The organism is [Phormidium] sp. LEGE 05292 (genome assembly GCF_015207735.1).
Taxonomy (GTDB): Bacteria; Cyanobacteriota; Cyanobacteriia; order Cyanobacteriales; family Aerosakkonemataceae; genus Floridanema.
Map to the genome: position 1 here is coordinate 1 of NZ_JADEWG010000030.1, position 21,445 is coordinate 21,445.

The window sequence follows — 21,445 nt, forward strand, 5'->3', positions numbered from 1 at the left end:
CCTGCCCAACTCCCGCCCCTAAGCAGTGTATTTTCTGCCTGATTCGCTATACACTACTATCGGTCTAATTGGGTGGAACCCTTAAGGAATAAAAGTGCGCCTGTTTACTACAGTTGCGGCACTGCGCTGCTACCTGCGGCAAGCCCGTGCTGGACAACTTAATTGTGAGTTTGAAGTTGGCTTAGTTCCTACGATGGGAGCTTTGCACGCAGGGCATCTCAGCTTAATTGCAGAAGCTCAAAAAGAAAACGATGTTGTCGTAGTTAGTATTTTTGTCAATCCCCTACAATTTGGGCCAACAGAAGATTTTCACAAATATCCCCGACAACTAGAATTCGATCGCCAATTATGCGAACAAGTTGGGGTAGATGTCGTTTTTGCTCCCACAGCCGCAGAATTGGGAGTAGTCAGCCAAGAACAAGTTAAAAAAGAGGAAAGTTCTTTACCTGTGACGCAAGCGACCCCACCTGCACCAATGGTTTCTTTGATGTGTGGTCGATCGCGTCCGGGACATTTCCAAGGTGTTACTACCATCGTGGCTAAATTATTCAATATAGTACAACCGGAAAAAGCTTATTTTGGTCAGAAAGATGCTCAACAATTAGCCATTATTCGCCGCATGGTACAGGACTTGAACTTCCCTGTAAAAATTGTTGGTTGTCCCATTATTCGTGAACCTTCTGGGCTGGCGCTAAGTTCTCGGAATCAATATTTGACCCCAGAGCAAAAAGCCGAAGCTGCAATTTTATATCAAGGACTAAAACAGGCAGAAACTGCTTTTTATGAAGGAGAGGTGAAGAGTCAAGAGCTAATTGCCATTGTTAAGGCACAATTAGCAAGGGTACCTTCAATTCAAACCGAATATGTGGAGTTGGTACACCCTGATACATTAAAACCTTTAGCAGAAATTAAGGAGGTTGGACTGTTGGCGATCGCAGCGAGGTTGGGCTCTACCCGTCTCATCGATAATATTCTTCTTTCCAAACGTCAACCCATAGTGGCTATTGATGGCCCTGCGGGTGCGGGAAAATCTACAGTAGCAAGATTGGTAGCTCAAAATTTGGGACTACTATATCTGGATACGGGTGCAATGTATCGTGCTTTAACTTGGTTAGTCCTCAAATCGGGCATTTCCGTTGACGATCGACCAGGGGTTACAGAAATTGCAAGTACTTGTCAAATTGAACTCCGCATGAGTGACATTCCTGAAACTGGGGTGCGGGTGTGGATCAATGGTCAAGAATGTACTCAAGAAATTCGCTCTATAGAAGTCACTTCTAATGTTTCTGCGATCGCAGCCCAAAAAGCTGTCCGCGATGAACTAGTTAAACAACAGCGACAATGGGGCGAAAAAGGCGGCTTAGTTGCTGAAGGTCGAGATATTGGTACTCATGTTTTCCCCGATGCTGAACTTAAGATTTTCTTAACTGCATCAGTCGAAGAACGCGCCCGTCGCCGTCGTACTGATTTACAAAATCAAGGTGAGGCGGAACTCAGTTTGGAAAGAATGCAGAAAGACCTTTCCGAACGTGACTGGAAAGACAGTAACCGTGATATTGCGCCCCTGCAAAAAGCTACTGATGCGATCGAAATTCAAACCGATGGCTTAAGTATCGCCCAAGTAACTGAGCAAATTACTAGTCTCTACTGGGAAAAAACCAAGCACTAAGCAATTCAAAATTCTTTCATTCCAACGCCGAAAAGGGTAAAGTAGGAAATCTTTGCTTTACCCTTTTCCTTTGAGCCCGAACTGATAAAATTTCCCCAAACTTATTTTTATTTATAGTAATTTTGTCTTTTTTATCTACTATAACTGATACTAAATAAATTTTTCTCTGAGTTTATGGAATGAGATAATTATCCACTTGATAAAACACTGTTTTTTCCCTTAAAGTTTCTGGTTATATAGGGATGCTGAACATCCAAAATTTTATTGTGAGGAGCGTAAACGAAATCACATGATTAAAGTTAGTCGCAGGAACTTGCGGTTTTACACATACATGGCTTTGTTTGCTGGTGTTTGTAGTTTTTTACTGGGAGTGAGTTTGTCAATTCATCAGCACAGTCAGGATATATACCGAAACAATTCTTTAGTAATAGAGCAATCATCATCACAAAATGGTTTATCTTCACTTTTTGGTACAGAAGAAAAACAAAATAAAAAGTTACAATCAGACCTAAATGAAGATGAAGAAATTCCCCCAGTTGACAAAAACACTCTCAAACCCCAAGCTTTTAATGCACCCACCCATTTGCAGGGTAAAGCTTTGAAGCAGGTACAAGTTGGTGAGAAAAATAAAGTTATTGCTTTGACATTCGATGATGGGCCTAAACCTATATATACTCAGCAAATTCTGCAAATTCTCAAGAAAAACGATATTAAGGCTACATTTTTCTGGATTGGCAAATTCGTAAAAGCTTATCCTGAAATTGCTTTACAGGTAGTTGCAGAAGGTCATGCGATCGGCAATCATACTTGGAGTCATTCCTATAGGAAGATGGGTAAAGCGATCGCCTATACCGAAATTGAAGACACTGCGGCAATTATTGAAAAGACAACCAAAGTCAAAACTACACTATTTCGTCCTCCTGGTGGAATTTTGACTAATGGCCCAGCAGATTACGCCAAAGGCAAAGATTATGCCATCCTTTTATGGTCATCTGACTCCAAAGACTTCTCGCGAAAAGTTTCCGTAGACAGCATAATTCAAAAAGTTCTCACAACTGCTAAACCTGGTGGCATAGTATTAATGCACGATGGCGGAGGCGACCAATCCCGCACCGTTCAAGCTCTACCTACAATCATTAATTCCCTAAGAAATGAAGGGTACAAATTTGTCACTGTCCCTGAATTAATGGCAATGGACGAAAGTTGAAATGCAGGAGGGAGGAAAGCTTCGCTGACAAGGATACAAGGGGAAATTAATTAACTGAGACTTGCACTAAAAGGCAGCAGCCCCTGTTTTTCCTTCTCAGGTTGAACTTGGAAACCAGATTTGGGAGGTAGAGCCTCCCCTGCTGCAAGAACTGAGTTAGCTTAAACTCAAAACTTTCTTACTTCTGCCTTTCTTTTAACCCACACTCTGTACCTTCAACTGGCTATATCAGTTTTTTTGAAATCTGGCAATAACTTAAATTACTTAAAATGACCTAAAATTTGCTGAGCAGCCACTAGTTCCAAATCGTCAATTGACCAAAATTCGTAGTGTGATATTTGAGAATGCTGAATATGGGTTTTAAAATTGCTCTAATTTGTAAAATTAGAAACTATTTGCTAACGTATTTTTTTATTTTTAATTACTTGGACAATTTTGTACGGAATTTGGACACTTTTATTTGTATTACCTTACAATTACATAACATTGCCAATTATAAAAGAAGTGTTGAATAGTCCTAATTTTATCCAGAGGAGTGTAGATAAGTCAGATGATTAAGCTTAGTCACAGATACTTGCAAGCTTTTATATACGTAAGCTTGTTCGCTGGTGTTGGTAGTTTTGTCTTTGGAGCGATTCTGTCTGCCAATCATCAAAGACAAGTAGCAACTGGACAACCTTATTTGATAAATCATTTATTTCCAAGCGTTAATACTGAGAAAAAATTACCTCAAAAGTTACAATCATACCTACTTAAACAACAGGTCGGAGAAGAAAAACAAATTCTACCAGTTGACAAATCCAAACAAAAACCCCAAATTTTTAATCCACCTGCAAGTTTTCAGGGAAAAATTATCAGAGAGGTAAAAGCAAAGCCGGAAAATAAAGTTGTTGCTTTGACGTTCGATGATGGTCCTTGGCCGAAATATACTAACGAAATATTGGAAATTCTCAAGAAAAACAATATTAAGGCTACATTTTTCTGGATTGGACGAAACCTAGTGACATATCCAGAGATTGCCAAACAAGTGGTTGCAGCGGGTCATGCGATCGGTAATCATACCTGGAGCCACTCCTACCGGAAAATGAGTCAAGCCAACGCTGCCAAGGAAATTGACCAAACCGCAGCAATTATCGAACGGACAACGAATGTAAAAACCACATTATTTCGTCCCCCTGGGGGCATTTTGAATAATGGGCCAGCAGGTTACGCGCGGTCGCGAAAATACGCCGTTCTTTTATGGTCAGATGATTCCGAAGACTACGCCAAAAAACTGACAGTAAATACGATTATTAACAGAGTGCTAAAAAGTGCTAAACCCGGCGGAATGCTATTAATGCACGATGGTGGAGGCGATCGATCGCGCACCGTTCAAGCCCTACCCACCATCATTAACTCCTTGAAAAACCAAGGTTACAAATTCGTCACCGTCCCTGAATTGTTGGCAATGGGTGAAGCAGCGGAGCAGGCAAGCAAAGGAGCAGCGGAACAGGGGAGCAAAGGAGTAAAGGAGCAGGGGAGCAGGGGAGCAGGGGAGCACAGGGGAGGAATTTCCCAGCCCTCAGTACCTAGCCCCCAGTCGATGGCGGTCTCCAATCCCCATTCACCAACTAAACAGAACTAAGGACTTTATCTGTCGTTGCTTCTGGATTAGCTTCAGGAGAATCAGCCTCCGAAGGCGGAACTGCTTGCCAGAACTTATGCAAATAAGTCTGCCAATTTTCTAGAATTAGTTTCGCCTTTTTGCTGCCTGTGCGATCGGCATGGGCAGTAATCATTTCTTTTAACTGTGCTTCTCCTGCGGTCGTTTGTACCCGTTGGAGTTTCACAATTTCTGGGTTCACTTTCTTAGAGAAACTGCCATCTTCATCTAAGAAATAAGCTAAACCACCAGTCATACCAGCGCCCACATTGCGACCAACTTTACCCAAGACTACGATTACACCGCCAGTCATGTATTCGCAACAGTGGTCGCCAGCGCCTTCAATCACGGCTTTAGCTGCCGAGTTCCGCACTGCAAACCGTTCTCCTGCTTGACCGTTAGCATATAACACGCCTCCAGTTGCCCCGTAAAGACAAGTATTACCGACAATTACATTTGCTGAAGCTTCGTAGGTGGCTTCAGCTGGTGGTTTAATAATAATTTCTCCACCGTGCATCCCTTTACCTACATAATCGTTTGCCTCACCTGACAAATTCAAGATTACTCCGGGCAAATTGAAAGCGCCAAAACTTTGACCAACGCTACCTTTGATATTGAGGGTAATTTGACCTTCAAAACCAGTATTGCCATAAGTTGAGGCAATAGCACCAGATAATCTTGCGCCGATCGTTCGATCGGTATTTACCGCCACAATATCTTTAGTTACTTCGGTTTGATGCGTAATAGCTGCGGCAATTTCGGAATCTGCTAATAGTCGATCGTCTAATACTGGGCCATTGCTATGAACGCCTTCATGTGACAACCAACTGCGATCGACCCTAGAATCTGGTAAAGCCAACAAATAAGAAAGATCCAAATTCTCAGTCTTAGTTAGTTGGACATCTTCCCGCACTTTTAACAAATCTGCCCGCCCAATCAACTCATTTAGAGAACGATAACCGAGTTTTGCCAGGATCGATCGCACTTCTTGGGCTACGTAATAGAAGAAATTCACCACATTTTCTGGTACTCCGGTAAACCGTTTCCGCAGTTGTTCTTGCTGCGTCGCCACACCTACTGGGCAATTGTTTGTATGACAGATGCGAGCCATAATACAGCCTTCTGCGATCATGGCGATCGATCCAAAGCCATATTCTTCACCACCCATCAGGGCACCCATCACCACATCCCAGCCAGTCTTAAAGCCACCATCAACCCGTAAAATGACTCTGGAACGCAGTTGATTTTCCATCAATACTCGATGAACTTCGGTTAATCCTAATTCCCAAGGACTTCCTGCGTGTTTAATCGAAGACAAAGGCGAAGCACCAGTTCCCCCATCATGACCGGAAATTTGGATAATATCTGCATTAGCCTTAGCTACACCCGCAGCAATAGTTCCAATACCGACTTCAGCCACTAATTTTACGGAAACCGCAGCTTTGGGGTTAATTTGGTGTAAGTCAAAGATTAACTGCGCTAAATCTTCAATGGAGTAGATATCGTGGTGTGGAGGCGGAGAAATTAAAGTCACTCCGGGCTTAGAACGCCGTAACATCGCAATGTAGGGACTGACTTTTTTACCTGGTAACTGTCCACCTTCACCCGGCTTGGCACCTTGAGCAATTTTAATCTCAATTTGCTTAGCACTCATCAAGTATTCTGGAGTTACGCCAAAACGACCAGAAGCTACTTGTTTAATCGCACTAGAAGCCGTATCCCCATTCCGCAAACCCTTTAAATGTGGGAAAGTCGGGCTAAAACCATTTTCATCTACATCATTGAGAATCTTGTAACGGTTGGGATCTTCTCCACCTTCACCTGAGTTAGATTTACCACCGATGCGGTTCATAGCGATCGCTAAAACCTCATGCGCCTCCGGTGATAAAGCACCCAAAGACATTCCCCCAGTAGCAAAACGCTTCACAATCTCAATAACAGATTCTACTTCTTCAATGGGAATAGATGGACGATCGCTCTCAAACTCCAATAAATCCCGCAATGCTGTTACTGGACGTTCTGACAGAATTTTCCGATACAGTTCGTAATAGTTGTTTCCTTCCCCTTTCTGCCCTCTGCCTTCTGCCTTCTGCCTTTCTTCTGCTACTGCTTTATGTAAAGCTTTTGCCATTTCCGGCGAGTTCATGTGGTATTCTCCACCGGGACGGTATTGAACAAAGCCGAAGTTTTCCAACTTCTTAATTGTTAATTCTGGGAAAGCTTTGCTGTGGAAAGACATCACTTCTGATGCCAATTCTTTCACAGTTAAACCACCAATCCGAGAAGCTGTACCTTTGAATCCTAATTGTAATAGTTCGGGGCCAATGCCGATCGCTTCAAAAATTTGTGCTCCTTGGTAAGAAGAAAGTAGAGAAATTCCCATCTTCGAGAGAATCTTCAACAACCCATCTTCCACAGCTTTTTTGTAATTAGCTTGAGCTTTTTCTAAAGTACAAGCTGGAATTTTTCCCCGTTCCATGAAACTTTGAGTTTTGGGATCTTCCCACCAACTCCGCACAGTTTCAAAAGCCAAATAAGGGCAAACAGCAGCCGCACCAAAACCAATCAAACAAGCAAAATGATGGGTACTCCAACATTGTGCTGTATCAACAACGATCGACACCTTCATCCGCAGTCCTTCACCAATTAAATGGTGGTGAACTGCACCCATTGCTAACAATGGTGGAATATAAGTATTATCAGCACTAATACCACCATTTGTTCTGTCACTTAAAATCAAAATCTTCGCGCCAGATTTAACTGCTGCATCCGCTTCCAAACAAAGGTTATTAACAGCTTTTGCCAAACCATCGGAACCCGAAGCTAAAGGGTAAACTGTAGATAAATTAGAGGCATGAAAACCAGAATTACGAACTGTTTCTAAGTCAGTTTCACTCAAAATTGGAGACTGAATTAACAATTTTTCGGCATATTCTGGCTTAACATCCAAAATGTTTCCCCGTTCACCTAATGTCATACTCAAAGACATCACCAACTTTTCCCGTAAAGGATCGATCGATGGATTTGTCACTTGAGCAAAACGTTGTTTAAAGTAATCGTAGAGTAAATGTGGACGACCCGAAAGTACTGCCAATGGAATATCATCACCCATGCAGAAAGTCGGTTCTTTGGCACTCGCCGCCATTTCCTCGACAATCATTTCCACATCTTCGATCGTATATCCAAAAGCAGTTTGATTTCGCAGCAAACTTTGTTCATCCAACAACCGCGTTTCTGTGAAAGTTTGAGACGGCAAAGTTTTCCGGTTTTTCAACCATTCGCCATAGGGTAATCTTTGAGCAATTCTAGTTTTAAGTTCCCAATTTTTCAGAACTTCGTTAGATTCCAAATCAACCGCAATCATTTGACCAGGGCCAAGCCGACCTTTTTCCAGAATTTCTGTTTCTGGAATGTCTACGACTCCAGCTTCCGAAGCCACAATAATGCAGCCATCTTTAGTAGTAAGAAAACGGGCGGGTCTTAAGCCGTTGCGATCAAGTGTAGCACCCACCTGTTTGCCATCACTAAACACCAACAAAGCAGGGCCATCCCAAGCTTCCTGCAAACCACTGTAATATTCGTAAAAATCAACAATCTCTTGATGTTCTTCTAAGTCCGGCTGATTTTTGTAAGCCTCTGGCACCATAATCATTAATGATTCCATTGGCGATCGTCCAGAGCGCACCAGCAATTCTAAAACATTATCCAAATTTGCCGAATCACTATTTCTGACATCAACAGAAGGCTTCAAATCCTCAATACTTTCTCCCCAAACTGGATGAGTTAACTCGGCCTTACGCGCCATCGTCCAGTTAATATTGCCCAGCAAAGTATTAATTTCCCCATTATGCCCCAACAACCGCATAGGTTGAGCCAAAGGCCATTTAGGCATAGTATTCGTACTAAAACGACGGTGATAAACCGCAAAATTACTCTTATATTCTGGGTTTTTCAAATCTGTGTAAAACTGGGCCAAAACTGCCGATCGCACCATGCCTTTATAAATAATAGTGCGGCAAGAAAAAGAACAAATATACAAATCATCCGGCCATTTCAAAGAAGTTTCTGCTTCTAATCTTTTCCCAATACGCCGACGCACCAAATATAAACGTCGTTCTAATTCATCTCCTTTAAGAGTTTCACTCTTGACAATCAACTGCTCAATTTTCGGCTGATTTTCCCTAGCTTGAATTCCTAAAACTTGAGGTTCAACGGGTACTTTTCGCCAAGCAATTAATGTGAGATTTTCTTCTGCCAATACTCTTTCAATTACATGACGAACAATTGATGCTTTTTGAGCTTCAGGTGGTAAGAAAACCATGCCAACAGCTAAGGCAGTTTTGTCAGTTTCACTACCTATCCACTCCTGCAACAAATCCCAAGGAATCGCAGTCATGACTCCCGCCCCATCTCCAGAGTCATAATCTGCACTACAACCGCCTCTGTGTTCCAAACAAGCTAGTGCAGACAGTGCTTTATCTACAATATCATGACTAGATTGCCCATCTTTATTAGCAATAAAACCAACACCACAGGCATCTCTTTCTTCTACTAACCAAGGTTGACCTAAGTAGCCAACATTAGATGTTTCATTTGACTCATTTAATAATGTATTTTCCTGCAAATTTCTTTGATTCATGGATTGACTCATCTGTGACTACTTTTTTGTTGATGTGAATTTTTGGGGAAAGGTTAAACAATTCAAACAGCCGATCGGGATTTGAGGATTATAAGATTTATAGGATTGATTTAAGACTTCCTGACGAATCCTGAAATCCTTAAATAAATCCTTTAATCATGATCTAGGATTGGTTTAAGATTTCCTTCTAGTAAATCTAGAAATCCTCAAATCCTTTAATCCTGTTAATCCTGATCCAAGATTGATTTAAGAATTCTTTCTCATAAATCCTGAAATCTTCAAATCCTTTAATCCCGATCCAGGATTGAATTAATTTAGATACTCAGATTGTTCTTTTAAGATATTAAAAAACCAGCCAGGGGAAACCTCAAAACAACCTCAAAACAAATAAAAACTGCAATTGGATAACTTAATTCAAGAAGCTCTCTTGATAACCGAAGTACAGCCATACACTTCCGACAGATGTTTAAGATTCTATAAAAAAACTGGTATGTACGCAAGCAACACTTAATTTGGTATCCTTTATCAGCTAGACTTTTTGTTCATTTTGAACATCATCAGCAGCGGTAGAGACATTGTATACAACGTCTCTACATTAATCTGCCTCTATCACAAATGTAGCGGCATGATGACAACTTATTGTAAATAAAGTCATTATTCCTTGACTATTGACATCGTGAAAGCTCTCGCTAAAAATCTTCTCTTTTACTGTTTCAGCAGCATCTCTCTTGTCGCTACCCCCATTTGGGTGAGTGTAAATGCTGTGCATCCTGTTTTTCCGCTAACGGCAGTGGAGCAGGGGAGCACAGGGGCACAGGAGAGGAGAATTCAAAACTTTCTTCCTAACTCAAAACTCAAAACTCAAAACTCAAAACTATCTTCTACCTTCTGCCTTCTGCCTTCTGCCTTTTGCCTTTCCCAATCCCCAATCCCCAGTCCCCAGTCCCCAGTCTTTGGTAATCAAATTTCTGTAAACGGTCGCGCGTTTCCTTTTCCTTGGAAACAGTGGCAAACTTCTGGACTCGGTGGGGTGCGAGTTGGTGTGAGTGATGCTGGATTAATTCAGGCGATCGGACTAGAGTTATTAAGTAGTTCCGATACGAAAAGACAACCAATACAATGGTTTTCTTCTACCAATACTCAGTCTTCTATTCTAGCTACTCAGATAACTGGACAATATCGTTATTTAGATATTACCGACTTAGCTAAAAACTACGGTTGGCAAATCCAAACTTTAGGCGAGACTCTACAGATTACCACACCTCCTGCGATCGTCCAAGAAATTCGCCAAGGAAATCAAGATTGGGGGGAAAGAATAGTTGTAGACTTAGACCGTTCTACTCCCTGGCAAGTGATTCAAGACGGTAAAACTTTAACTCTACAAATTGACGCTCAAGCAAATCCAGAACTTTTACAAAGGTTCCAAACGCCTGAATCTACTTTACGAGTAACAAGTGCAGAAAACCAAATTCTGCTAAAGATGAGTATAGCGAAAAACTTACGCCCTCGCGTCTGGACTTTAGCCAATCCCGATCGAATCGTAATAGATTTAGCCCCCGAAGTATTACAAGAATTAGATATTGCTTGGACTCCAGGCATCCGTTACAAACAACAAATTATTAGTTTGGATAACTCTCGATTTCCTGTCACTTTGTTAGAAATTAATCCCCGTCAATCTGGATTAAAGATCAAACCAATTTGGGGAAATACTCAAACTTTAGCCGGAATTAATCCTTTGGTTAAATTAGCTAGAGAATCTCAAGTAGCTGCGGCAATTAATGGTGGTTATTTTAATCGGAATACTCAATTACCTTTAGGTGCAATTCGACAAGATGGGAATTGGATTTCTAGTCCGATTTTAAATCGAGGTGCGATCGCTTGGAACGATAATGGCGAATTTAAAATTGCCCATCTTACCCTACAAGAAACATTAACTACATCCACCGGACAAAAATTACCCATAGTTAATTCTAATAGCGGTTACGTACAACCAGGAATCGCTCGTTACACTCCCAATTGGGGAACAGTCTACAAACCTTTAACTAACAACGAAACCTTAATTGTTATCCAAAATAACCAAGTACAAAACATCGTAACCGGAGCAATAGAAGGGCAAAATTCTCTTCCTATTCCCAGCAATGGTTATATTTTGGCAATTCGCGGTAATTTAAATTGGCAACCAGAAACTTACTTACCTATAGGAACAAATGTTAGTTTCCAAAGTGAAACTATTCCACCTGAATTTAACCGCTATCCTCAGATTATTGGTGCTGGCCCAATTCTACTATTAAATAGTCGCATAGTCCTTGATGCTAAAGCTGAACAATTTCGTGATTATTTTATTAAAGAATCTGCTTATCGAAGCGTAATTGCGACAAATAGAATGGGTACTATACTAATAGCCACCGTTGGCAACCGCTCTGGTGGAGTTGGCCCAACTCTGAGTGAAATTGCTCAGATTATTCAACGTTTAGGAGCAATTGATGCTCTTAACCTTGATGGAGGTAGCTCTACAAGCCTTTACCTTGGTGGCCAACTAATTAATCGTTCACCTCTTACTGCTGCTCGTATACACAACGGTCTAGGTGTTTTCATCGAATTTTAGCTGGAGTAATTTAAAGCTTATTTAAACCAACCACTTCTTTAGTTAAAGATTTGATGTTAATCACCTAAATTAAGCATTTTAGAGGTGACACTACCTAAGTGGAGTGTTATGTTAGGTTACGGGATAGAAAGCGAGTAACTGGAAGTCTAATTAAATGCTTTATTTACTGATAAATAATCCTTTAGATTCCGGTCTTCAAACTTAGAAACAGAATCACAGTTAAATCAAGCAATTACTTTACTAAAAATTTTCGCAAACAGGCTCAAACTCTAAGGAATTATAATCATGGCTCAACTTCAAGAAATTTCCAGCGGATCTTTAACAGCTTTAAACTCATCTAATGCTGTCGCAGCAACAGAATTACGTCCTTGGGGTTCTTTTACTACCCTAGAAGAAGGAAGGGGTTATAAGATTAAGCGAATTGAAGTTAAGCCAGGGCACCGTCTGAGCTTACAAATGCACCACCACCGTAGCGAACACTGGATTGTGGTTTGTGGCACAGCTAAAATTGTCTGTGGGGAAAAAGAAAGTTTACTCGGCCCTAACGAATCTACTTATGTTCCGCAGTGTGCTCTCCACCGTTTAGAAAATCCGGGCGTGATTCCCTTAATCCTCATAGAAGTGCAAAATGGGGAATATTTAGGAGAAGATGATATTGTTCGTTTCCAAGACGATTATTCCCGTACTAATTCCAGTAAGTAAGCGCAATGATTAATCTCAGTAAAGCAGCCGCCAGCGAAGTCAAGCGACTAATGGCTAAACAAAAACAACCAAACTCTTTGTTCCGTCTAGGTGTTCAGCCTGGAGGCTGCGCTGGGATATATTACACAGTGGAGATCGAGCGAGCGATCGCATCTCAAGACCAAGTTTATGAGTGTTACGGTATAAAAATCGTAGTAGAAGAAAAGACTTTAGAATATATTAATGGCCTCACCCTAGACTATACTGAGGACTTGATGGGTGGAGGTTTTCGTTTTCATAACCCTAACGCCAGTTCTAGTTGCGGTTGCGGGAATTCGTTTTCTGTAATTGACACAAATCCACTCAAATAGATATAATAAATATTTGTGATTTATTCCAAACAGCCAAGACAGTACCCTAGAGGTCATGCCCACAATTCAACAATTAATTCGTGATGAACGCCAAAAAGCGCGTAAGAAAACAAAGTCGCCAGCGTTGAAGAGTTGCCCTCAGCGACGCGGTGTTTGCACTAGAGTATATACAACCACTCCGAAAAAACCCAACTCGGCACTTCGCAAAGTGGCTAGAGTCAGACTTACCTCTGGATTTGAGGTAACAGCATACATTCCAGGCATTGGACATAATTTGCAAGAACACTCCGTTGTGATGATTCGGGGTGGTCGGGTAAAAGATTTACCTGGGGTAAGGTATCACATTATTCGCGGTACTCTAGATACTGCTGGTGTCAAAGACCGCAAGCAGGGACGTTCCAAGTATGGTACTAAGCGTCCCAAAGCTGCTGCTGCCAAATAATTAAGATATAAATTCCCATTCTTAAGGGTATTGCGGAATCAAGTTAGGGCATAAAGTAGGAAAAGCGCCCAGCCAAAGCCTTGGGAAAATTACAAAAGTTAGTTTCACGAGAAATAATTTTGATGACCAATGGCTTAATTTTATGCCTTAAGCCAAATCTTTAAAGTCCATGTTGAAGGCTTATTATGTCTCGTCGTTCTGTTGTTCAAAAACGTCCCGTACCACCAGATCCTGTATATAACAGCCGCTTAGTCAGTATGATGGTACGGCGGGTAATGAAGAGTGGTAAAAAATCTGTTGCTTCAGGCATTGTTTACGATGCTTTCAAAATCATTGAAGAAAGGACTGGTTCAGATCCTTTAGAAACCTTTGAGAGAGCAGTAAAAAATGCTACGCCTTTGGTAGAGGTAAAAGCTCGCCGTGTTGGTGGTGCTACATACCAAGTACCAATGGAAGTGCGCTCAGACAGAGGTGCAACTTTAGCACTACGTTGGTTAATCCAATTTTCCCGTGCTAGAACAGGCCGCTCAATGGCTAATAGATTAGCTCAGGAGTTGATGGATGCGGCTAATGAAACGGGAAGTGCGATTCGGAAGCGTGAAGAAACGCACCGGATGGCAGAAGCGAATAAGGCATTTGCTCACTATCGCTACTAACTCCCAAAATTGGTGGCTTCGCCACAAAAAAGTATAGAATCTTAACAGAGAGTAAAGAAAATTTATCTACGGCAATAACCAAGGAGGTAGCCGTGGCACGTACCGTCCCGCTTGAAAAAACACGCAATATAGGTATTGCAGCCCATATTGATGCAGGCAAGACAACAACTACAGAAAGAATCCTGTTCTATTCCGGTATCGTTCATAAGATTGGGGAAGTCCATGAAGGAACGACGGTAACAGACTGGATGGAGCAAGAGCGGGAGCGAGGAATTACCATTACTGCTGCCGCTATCAGCACTAGCTGGAAAGACCACAAAATCAACATTATCGATACACCGGGTCACGTAGACTTTACGATCGAAGTCGAACGCTCCATGAGAGTCTTGGATGGAGTGATAGCCGTATTTTGCTCGGTGGGAGGTGTACAGCCTCAATCTGAAACCGTATGGCGGCAGGCAGACAGGTATAAAGTGCCGCGGTTTGCTTTTGTCAACAAAATGGATCGGACTGGGGCTAACTTCTACAAAGTTTACGAGCAAATCCGCGATCGCATGAGGGCAAATGCCGTTCCCATTCAGCTGCCCATTGGTAGTGAAAGCGACTTCAAAGGAATCATCGACCTGGTGAAAATGAAAGCCTTGATGTATAAAGACGATCAAGGTAAAGAAATCGCAGAAGAAGAAATTCCTGCCGATCTCAAAGACAAAGCTGAAGAGTTTCGCCTGAAGTTGGTAGAAGCAGTAGCAGAAACCGATGATGCTCTGACAGAGAAGTACCTGGAAGGTGAAGAATTAACCGAACAGGAAATTCGCCAAGGGCTGAGAAAAGGAACTATTGATGGCACGATCGTACCCATGCTTTGCGGTTCGGCCTTCAAAAACAAAGGTGTCCAACCATTGCTCGATGCAGTAGTGGATTACCTGCCTTCACCACTGGATATTCCAGCAATTAAAGGACAACTCCCAGATGGTAGCGAAACTGAAAGACGCGCTTCTGATGAAGAGCCACTGTCAGCTTTGGCCTTTAAAATCATGGCAGATCCTTATGGTCGTCTCACCTTTATTCGCGTCTACTCAGGCGTTTTGAAAAAAGGCAGTTACGTCTACAACTCCACTAAAGGGAAAAAAGAGCGCGTATCTCGTCTGATTATTCTCAAAGCAGATGAACGCATTGAAGTAGATGAAATGCGAGCAGGTGATTTGGGCGCAGTTCTAGGTCTGAAAGATACCTTTACAGGCGATACAATCTGCGAAGAAGGCTCACCAGTAATTCTGGAATCCCTGTTCATTCCTGAGCCTGTAATCTCGGTTGCGGTAGAACCAAAAACCAAACAGGATATGGAGAAACTCTCCAAAGCTCTGCAATCCCTGTCCGAGGAAGACCCGACATTCCGCGTGCGGATTGACCAAGAAACTAACCAAACCGTAATTGCAGGGATGGGTGAGCTTCACTTGGAAATTCTGGTTGACAGGATGTTACGCGAATTCAAGGTAGAAGCTAATGTGGGTGCGCCCCAAGTAGCTTACCGAGAAACAATTCGCAAAGCCGTCAACCGAGTTGAAGGCAAATTTATCCGTCAAAGTGGTGGTAAAGGTCAGTATGGTCACGTAGTGATCAACCTAGAACCAGGAGATCCCGGTAGCGGCTTTGAATTTGTATCAAAGATCGTGGGTGGCGTAGTACCGAAAGAGTACATTGGCCCAGCCGAGCAAGGGATGAAAGAAACCTGTGAATCTGGCGTATTAGCTGGATATCCACTCATTGACGTGAAAGCGACTTTGGTCGATGGCTCATACCACGACGTAGACTCGAATGAAATGGCCTTCAAAATCGCAGGCTCAATGGCACTAAAAGCAGCTGTTGGAAAAGCTTCACCAGTGCTGTTGGAGCCTATGATGAAAGTTGAGGTTGAAGTTCCCGAAAACTTTTTGGGAGATGTAATGGGAGATCTCAATTCCCGTCGCGGTCAAATCGAAGGGATGGGATCGGAACAGGGACTTGCTAAAGTCACCGCTAAGGTGCCATTAGCAGAAATGTTTGGCTATGCCACGGATATCCGGTCTAGAACTCAAGGTCGGGGCATATTCTCGATGGAATTTAGCCACTACGAAGAAGTGCCGCGCAACGTGGCTGAAGCTATCATCGCCAAGAGCAAAGGGAACGCATAACTAGGAAAAGGAAGATCTAAATTCATGGCACGCTCAAAGTTTGAAAGGACTAAACCCCACGTTAACATCGGTACGATCGGTCACGTTGACCACGGCAAAACTACCTTAACCGCAGCAATTACCATGACTTTAGCTGCTTTAGGCGCGGCTAAGGCTAAGGGTTATGCTGATATTGATGCTGCACCCGAAGAAAAAGCACGGGGAATCACCATTAATACTGCTCACGTAGAGTACGAAACTCCAACCCGTCACTACGCGCACGTAGACTGCCCCGGACACGCTGACTATGTGAAAAATATGATCACTGGTGCGGCGCAAATGGATGGTGCGATCCTGGTTGTATCCGCTGCGGATGGCCCAATGCCCCAAACCCGGGAACATATTCTGTTAGCGAAGCAGGTTGGTGTACCCAATATCGTCGTCTTTTTGAATAAAAAAGACATGGTAGATGATGAAGAACTGTTAGAGTTGGTGGAACTAGAAGTTCGGGAACTCCTCAGTTCTTATGATTTCCCTGGTGACGATATTCCTATCGTGGCAGGTTCAGCTTTAAAAGCATTAGACAAGATGACTGCTGCTCCTAAAACTCAGCCTGGTGAAGATGAGTGGGTAGATTGTATCCATAAACTCATGGCTGAAGTGGATGCCTACATTCCTACTCCAGAGCGGGATATTGATAAGCCGTTCTTGATGGCTGTAGAAGACGTATTCTCGATCACTGGTCGTGGTACTGTGGCTACAGGTCGGATTGAACGGGGCAAGGTTCGCATTGGTGAAACCGTTGAATTGGTTGGCATTAAAGATACTCGCAGCACTACTGTGACTGGCGTGGAAATGTTCCAGAAGACCTTGGATGAAGGTATGGCTGGTGACAACGTAGGTCTGTTGCTTCGGGGGATTCAAAAGGCTGACATTGAACGGGGAATGGTAATCGCTAAGCCCGGTTCAATTACTCCTCACACCCAATTTGAAGGTGAAGTATATGTACTTACCGAAAAAGAGGGTGGTCGGAAAACTCCTTTCTTCCCTGGCTACCGTCCTCAGTTCTACGTGCGGACAACTGACGTAACTGGAACTATTACAGCTTTTACGGCAGATGATGGCAGCGCCGCAGAAATGGTGATGCCGGGAGACCGGATCAAAATGACTGTGGAGTTGATTAACCCGATCGCGATCGAGCAAGGAATGCGCTTTGCGATCCGTGAAGGTGGTCGTACCATCGGTGCAGGCGTTGTTTCCAAGATCGTGAAGTAGTATCTTCTTAAACTACTCCAGGAGCAGAAAAGTATTACCAATTTGGTACAATTCTTTTCTGCTCCTTTGTCATCCTGTTAAAACTAAGTAGACAGGGTGTATGATGAGATCCGGTGAATTAGTGAAAAACTGGCAAGGTTAACACTTTTAGAGTTTCCGGTAATCTTGACCGACAAACAAAAAAATAACAGTGTGTAACCGGAAAACATACAAATACTTAGCACCTAGAAAACTTAAAAATGGCAACTATTCAGCAGCAAAAAATTCGCATTCGTCTTAAAGCATTTGACCGTCGTCTACTGGACACTTCTTGTGAAAAGATTGTAGACACCGCAAATCGGACACAAGCTACAGCTATTGGCCCCATTCCGCTACCAACACGCAAGAAAATTTATTGCGTTTTGCGTTCTCCTCACGTAGATAAGGATTCTAGAGAACATTTTGAAACTCGGACTCACCGCCGGATCATTGATATCTATCAGCCTTCTTCTAAGACTATTGATGCTTTGATGAAACTTGATTTGCCTGCGGGTGTGGATATTGAAGTGAAACTTTAACGAAGAAAGAGTTTAAGTGTTTATTACACCTGGTTCTTTATCCGTAGAAAAGTTAAGTAAGCCTTTTGGAATTGATTCTGAAAGGCTGATTTATTTATTTTTTGTGATCTAGATCAGTTAAAGTAAGTAAAGAAACGCCATTACCCTCTGTATTATGCCACCGTCATCCTCGATAGCGGTTCGAGAGCTTCCTTTATTCCCGCTACCAGAAGTAGTTTTGTTTCCCGGTAGACCTTTACCTCTGCATATTTTTGAATTTCGCTACCGAATCATGATGAATACGATTCTAGATAGCGATCGCCGTTTTGGGGTACTACTAATGGAACCATCTGGTAAACCAGCATCAGTAGGTTGCTGCGCGGAAATTGTCCGTTTCCAAAGATTACCAGATGACCGCATGAAAATACTAACTCTAGGGCAGCAACGTTTTCGGGTTTTAGAATACGTTCGCGAAAAACCCTACCGAGTTGGTTTGGTGGAATGGATTGAAGATCAACCACCGCAGAGAGAATTGAACTCTTTAGCAGCAAATGTCGAACAATTACTGCGGGATGTAGTGCGCCTTTCTGCCAAACTTACAGAACAAAATATTGAATTACCCGATGATATTCCCTCTCTACCGAGAGAGTTATCTTATTGGGTTGCTAGTAACCTCTACGGTGTACCAGCAGAACAACAGATGTTGTTAGAAATGCAGGATACTGTCGCCAGATTAGAACGGGAAGCAGAAATTCTTACTTCTACTCGCAATCACCTAGCGGCTAGGACTGTACTTAAAGATACTCTAAAAGAATGAGCAACGGCTGGGAGAAAGTGTTGACTTGTGGGGGCGGGTTTAGCAATTATCATTGCTCGATCGTTAACAAATGATCTATAAAACCCGCCCTTACAGAGTTTTGAGTTAGAAAGACAATTTAACTCATAATTCATAATTCAACACTCAAAACTAAGTCGTATTACTTTGTTTGATTAACTCACTGCTGTCGTGGATACCAACCATACCAGTTTAGGACAGCTAACCAAATCGCAGAAAGTAATCCGGCTATGCTAAGAGTTAAACCACTGTAAGGTACTAATAATCCTAAAATTGGTATAACTGCCCCAGCAATAGTACAAATGAAGGCAGCTAGAGATGTCCGTAGGTTTCTTCCCAGTCCCCAGGCTAGAGTTAAGAGGATGAGAGAAACGATCGTCCAAGCTAGCTGGGGATTTATGATTCGACTGAGGTAGGTTAAAGCCAAAATCGTAGCAAAGAAAATTCCTCCCGTTATTGCTACGTCTTTTAATTTCATCGGTATTGAAAAATACAGTAATAAAAGCCACCAAAGAAAGATTGCTGGGGCTAGCAATAATAAGCGAGGGAGAATTCCTGTATTGCGGATTGTTCCTGTAGCTGTAAATACGCCAAAGGGATTAAGAACAGAAACATTGTCGTCAAAAATCCAAGTGAAACGAGTACCTTTTCCCTCTGGTTTTGCTTCGGTAGGGACAACGCCACTAGCAAAATCTGCATTGGGAAAGTTTGCTAATACAGAAAGCCGAAAATTAGACAGTAATTGCCCATTGGCATTGTAAACCCAACGTGAGGCTCCTTGGGCTTGGTAGGTGACACGAAAGCGAGTTTCTGTGTTTGATGGTAAGCGAACGGGAAATGTATATTCGCCCGGATTTGTTGGTTCTAATCGAGTTCCGTTTTGTTCTACTTTAAAGTTTTGCAGTAAAGAATAGCCGTTAGGCGGCGGGACTTCCAAAATAAAATTATCAGTATCTTTGAGACGATTTATTACTTGATATTCTGCGGCAAAGTCTACTAAATAAATATTGCGATCGTTCTTTTGCGGATCGGAAGCTTGCATAATACTAACTTGAACTTGGGAACCATTAATTGCTAATAAACGGTTCACAGTTCTTTTTTCCTCCACTTTAACTATTCTGTTTCCTACTTGCCTGTTGTAACTTAATGGTTCTTGAATTGTGTAGCGTACTTGAGGTGCTGTTTGTTCTAATCGATCTCCGGCTACACTTTCTGCTACTTGAGTTACTCTGGCTTGTTCCCAAAAATGATAACGATTTGCTAAAGTTGTACAAAGAAAAAAGCCTACTATTAATATAATTAAAACTAAAGCAGTGTGTTGTAAACCTCGCAGTAATGCAGAGTAACGAACTACCCATTCGCCAATAAAAATTCCTGGTTCTGGTGCATCTTTTCGTAAGGAGAAGAGGGAAAAACTTAAAAGAGCGATCGCCATCCCCAACACCCCAACTAAACCAATTAAAATCAAAAATAAACGGAGTATTTCACTCCCAAATTGCATAATTTGACTCGGTTGGGTTAAATCTGGTAATTGGGGAATACCTTGAGCAGCTAAAACGATCATTTGTTTCCTGTTTCAAGACTAACGGATGCAGAAAAAGACTGAGTTAATCATTGAAAAGTTTCTTCATTTAAAGTGTCCCTTTCTGTTTTGTCTTGATTATTTGAATTAATGGGTAAAATTGGATAACTACCAAAAATCTTTAGAGTTTCCGTATGTAACTTTAATTCGGTTAAAGCAGATTGTATTGATGGAACGTTAGCATTAGCTTCAATATCAATAAAAAATAAATATTCACCGAGCGATCGCTTAGTCGGACGAGATTCAATGCGGCTAAGATTAATATTACGACTAGCAAATATGTGTAAAAGTTTGGCTAAAGCTCCTGGTACATTGGCGGGTACACTAAAAGCTAAAGAAGTATGACTACCACTAGAAGAAGGATTTAAACTTACTACCAAAAACCTGGTATGATTATCTGGATAATCATTAATTGGACAAGCCAAAATTGGTAAATTGTAAAGTTGAGCGGCACGTTGGGAAGCGATCGCACCCGATGTTTTATCCTGTTCTAAATGCTGTAAAGCTTCCGTAGTCGCATTAGTAGGAACTAACTGCGCCGAAGGTAAAAACTTATCAATCCACCCTTGACATTGAGCTAAAGCTTGGGGATGAGAATAAATTGTCCGAATTAACGTCAAATCTTCCGCACAAGATAGCAACGCATGAGCAATAGGTAAAATTAACGACTGTTGAATTTGTAAATTATCCAATCGCCACAAAGCATCCATTGTCATTGTGACACTACCTTCGAGAGAATTCTCGATCGGCACCACACCCAAAGAAGCCTCGCCATTCGCCACAGCTTGAAGAGTTTGGGCAATGCTAGGGTAAGAACACAAAAATGATTGCTGACCCGTTTCTTGAGTTAACCATTGAGAATAAGCCAAAGCAGCTGCTTCTGCGTAAGTACCAGTTGGCCCCAAGTGTGCAATTGATAGACTCATAAAGCGGTAAATCTCAGTTTTTTAACGTTTCTCAGCATTTCAATCAGATTCTATCCTCTGGCTTAGACCATTTTAGAGAGGAATAGTTCGTAAACTTTTGTAATGGTAAACATACATAGTCGCACAACAGTTTACTATGAGAAGCTAAATTTCATTACCGAAATGCAAATTTAAGTTACGAGTAATTGCACGGATCTTTTAAGAACCGTAACGTACAATTAAGTAAGTA

General features: G+C 42.0%; 16 protein-coding genes. 12 read left to right on the top strand and 4 right to left on the bottom strand.

Going from position 1 to position 21,445, the window contains the following annotated elements; genetic code table 11:
* Nucleotides 1-94: 94 nt before the first annotated feature.
* The 3 genes from IQ264_RS11250 (at nt 95) to IQ264_RS11260 (ending at nt 4,500) form a co-directional block, all read left to right on the top strand.
* Nucleotides 95-1,669, top strand: coding sequence for a bifunctional pantoate--beta-alanine ligase/(d)CMP kinase (locus IQ264_RS11250; RefSeq protein ID WP_193980872.1), 1,575 nt, complete (start codon nt 95-97; stop codon nt 1,667-1,669).
* 289 nt (nt 1,670-1,958) lie between these two features.
* Nucleotides 1,959-2,876, top strand: a complete 918-nt coding sequence (locus tag IQ264_RS11255) for a polysaccharide deacetylase family protein (RefSeq protein ID WP_228061456.1) — start codon at nt 1,959-1,961, stop codon at nt 2,874-2,876.
* A 550-nt stretch (nt 2,877-3,426) separates the two neighbouring features.
* Complete coding sequence (locus IQ264_RS11260; protein WP_228061457.1) at nt 3,427-4,500, top strand: polysaccharide deacetylase family protein; 1,074 nt, start codon at nt 3,427-3,429, stop codon at nt 4,498-4,500.
* On the opposite strand, the gene IQ264_RS11265 is transcribed toward IQ264_RS11260, so the two are convergent.
* A complete protein-coding gene (locus IQ264_RS11265) occupies nt 4,487-9,169 on the bottom strand; it encodes a glutamate synthase-related protein (RefSeq protein ID WP_322744664.1) in 4,683 nt (1,560 codons plus the stop codon). The two genes, IQ264_RS11260 and IQ264_RS11265, sit on opposite strands and share 14 nt — an antisense overlap.
* Nucleotides 9,170-9,752: 583 nt before the next feature.
* The gene (locus IQ264_RS11270) at nt 9,753-9,926 is read right to left on the bottom strand and encodes a hypothetical protein (RefSeq protein ID WP_193980873.1); all 174 of its coding nucleotides are present in this window, start codon (nt 9,924-9,926) and stop codon (nt 9,753-9,755) included.
* 21 nt (nt 9,927-9,947) lie between these two features.
* On the opposite strand from IQ264_RS11270, the gene IQ264_RS33685 reads away from it, so the two are divergent.
* The 9 genes from IQ264_RS33685 to IQ264_RS11315 all read left to right on the top strand — a co-directional run bounded on the left by IQ264_RS33685 (nt 9,948) and on the right by IQ264_RS11315 (nt 18,690).
* A complete protein-coding gene (locus IQ264_RS33685) occupies nt 9,948-11,762 on the top strand; it encodes a phosphodiester glycosidase family protein (RefSeq protein ID WP_193980874.1) in 1,815 nt (604 codons plus the stop codon).
* Between the two features lie 285 nt (nt 11,763-12,047).
* On the top strand, nt 12,048-12,464 hold the full coding sequence (locus IQ264_RS11280; protein WP_193980875.1) for a phosphomannose isomerase type II C-terminal cupin domain: 417 nt from the start codon (nt 12,048-12,050) through the stop codon (nt 12,462-12,464).
* 5 nt (nt 12,465-12,469) lie between these two features.
* Nucleotides 12,470-12,814, top strand: coding sequence for a HesB/IscA family protein (locus IQ264_RS11285; protein ID WP_193980876.1), 345 nt, complete (start codon nt 12,470-12,472; stop codon nt 12,812-12,814).
* Between the two features lie 55 nt (nt 12,815-12,869).
* Nucleotides 12,870-13,256 carry a 30S ribosomal protein S12 gene (gene rpsL / locus IQ264_RS11290; protein WP_193980877.1) on the top strand — a complete coding sequence of 129 codons (387 nt, stop codon included), beginning with the start codon at nt 12,870-12,872 and terminating at the stop codon, nt 13,254-13,256.
* A 185-nt stretch (nt 13,257-13,441) separates the two neighbouring features.
* On the top strand, nt 13,442-13,912 hold the full coding sequence (gene rpsG / locus IQ264_RS11295) for a 30S ribosomal protein S7 (protein WP_193980878.1): 471 nt from the start codon (nt 13,442-13,444) through the stop codon (nt 13,910-13,912).
* Nucleotides 13,913-14,004: 92 nt separating this feature from the next.
* Nucleotides 14,005-16,083 (top strand): elongation factor G, encoded by a 2,079-nt coding sequence (fusA, locus tag IQ264_RS11300; protein ID WP_193980879.1) that lies wholly within the window; start codon nt 14,005-14,007, stop codon nt 16,081-16,083.
* A 24-nt stretch (nt 16,084-16,107) separates the two neighbouring features.
* Complete coding sequence (gene tuf, locus IQ264_RS11305; protein WP_193980880.1) at nt 16,108-17,337, top strand: elongation factor Tu; 1,230 nt, start codon at nt 16,108-16,110, stop codon at nt 17,335-17,337.
* Nucleotides 17,338-17,585: 248 nt separating this feature from the next.
* Complete coding sequence (gene rpsJ, locus IQ264_RS11310; protein ID WP_218616944.1) at nt 17,586-17,894, top strand: 30S ribosomal protein S10; 309 nt, start codon at nt 17,586-17,588, stop codon at nt 17,892-17,894.
* Between the two features lie 154 nt (nt 17,895-18,048).
* The gene (locus IQ264_RS11315) at nt 18,049-18,690 is read left to right on the top strand and encodes an LON peptidase substrate-binding domain-containing protein (protein ID WP_193980881.1); all 642 of its coding nucleotides are present in this window, start codon (nt 18,049-18,051) and stop codon (nt 18,688-18,690) included.
* Nucleotides 18,691-18,868: 178 nt separating this feature from the next.
* Here IQ264_RS11315 and IQ264_RS11320 read toward each other — a convergent pair whose 3' ends face one another.
* Both IQ264_RS11320 and pheA read right to left on the bottom strand, forming a co-directional pair.
* A complete protein-coding gene (locus IQ264_RS11320; RefSeq protein ID WP_228061458.1) occupies nt 18,869-20,272 on the bottom strand; it encodes a hypothetical protein in 1,404 nt (467 codons plus the stop codon).
* 47 nt (nt 20,273-20,319) lie between these two features.
* Nucleotides 20,320-21,216 (bottom strand): prephenate dehydratase, encoded by an 897-nt coding sequence (gene pheA / locus IQ264_RS11325; protein WP_193980882.1) that lies wholly within the window; start codon nt 21,214-21,216, stop codon nt 20,320-20,322.
* Nucleotides 21,217-21,445 lie beyond the last annotated feature (229 nt).

Bases quoted from the DNA above. Each gene is read 5' to 3' on its own strand.
- IQ264_RS11255 (WP_228061456.1), top strand. From the start codon at position 1,959: ATGATTAAAGTTAGTCGCAGGAACTTGCGGTTTTACACATACATGGCT.
- IQ264_RS11260 (WP_228061457.1), top strand. From the start codon at position 3,427: ATGATTAAGCTTAGTCACAGATACTTGCAAGCTTTTATATACGTAAGC.
- IQ264_RS11265 (WP_322744664.1), bottom strand. From the start codon at position 9,169: ATGAGTCAATCCATGAATCAAAGAAATTTGCAGGAAAATACATTATTA.
- IQ264_RS11270 (WP_193980873.1), bottom strand. From the start codon at position 9,926: ATGCACAGCATTTACACTCACCCAAATGGGGGTAGCGACAAGAGAGAT.
- IQ264_RS11280 (WP_193980875.1), top strand. From the start codon at position 12,048: ATGGCTCAACTTCAAGAAATTTCCAGCGGATCTTTAACAGCTTTAAAC.
- IQ264_RS11285 (WP_193980876.1), top strand. From the start codon at position 12,470: ATGATTAATCTCAGTAAAGCAGCCGCCAGCGAAGTCAAGCGACTAATG.
- rpsL (WP_193980877.1), top strand. From the start codon at position 12,870: ATGCCCACAATTCAACAATTAATTCGTGATGAACGCCAAAAAGCGCGT.
- rpsG (WP_193980878.1), top strand. From the start codon at position 13,442: ATGTCTCGTCGTTCTGTTGTTCAAAAACGTCCCGTACCACCAGATCCT.
- tuf (WP_193980880.1), top strand. From the start codon at position 16,108: ATGGCACGCTCAAAGTTTGAAAGGACTAAACCCCACGTTAACATCGGT.
- IQ264_RS11315 (WP_193980881.1), top strand. From the start codon at position 18,049: ATGCCACCGTCATCCTCGATAGCGGTTCGAGAGCTTCCTTTATTCCCG.
- IQ264_RS11320 (WP_228061458.1), bottom strand. From the start codon at position 20,272: ATGATCGTTTTAGCTGCTCAAGGTATTCCCCAATTACCAGATTTAACC.
- pheA (WP_193980882.1), bottom strand. From the start codon at position 21,216: ATGAGTCTATCAATTGCACACTTGGGGCCAACTGGTACTTACGCAGAA.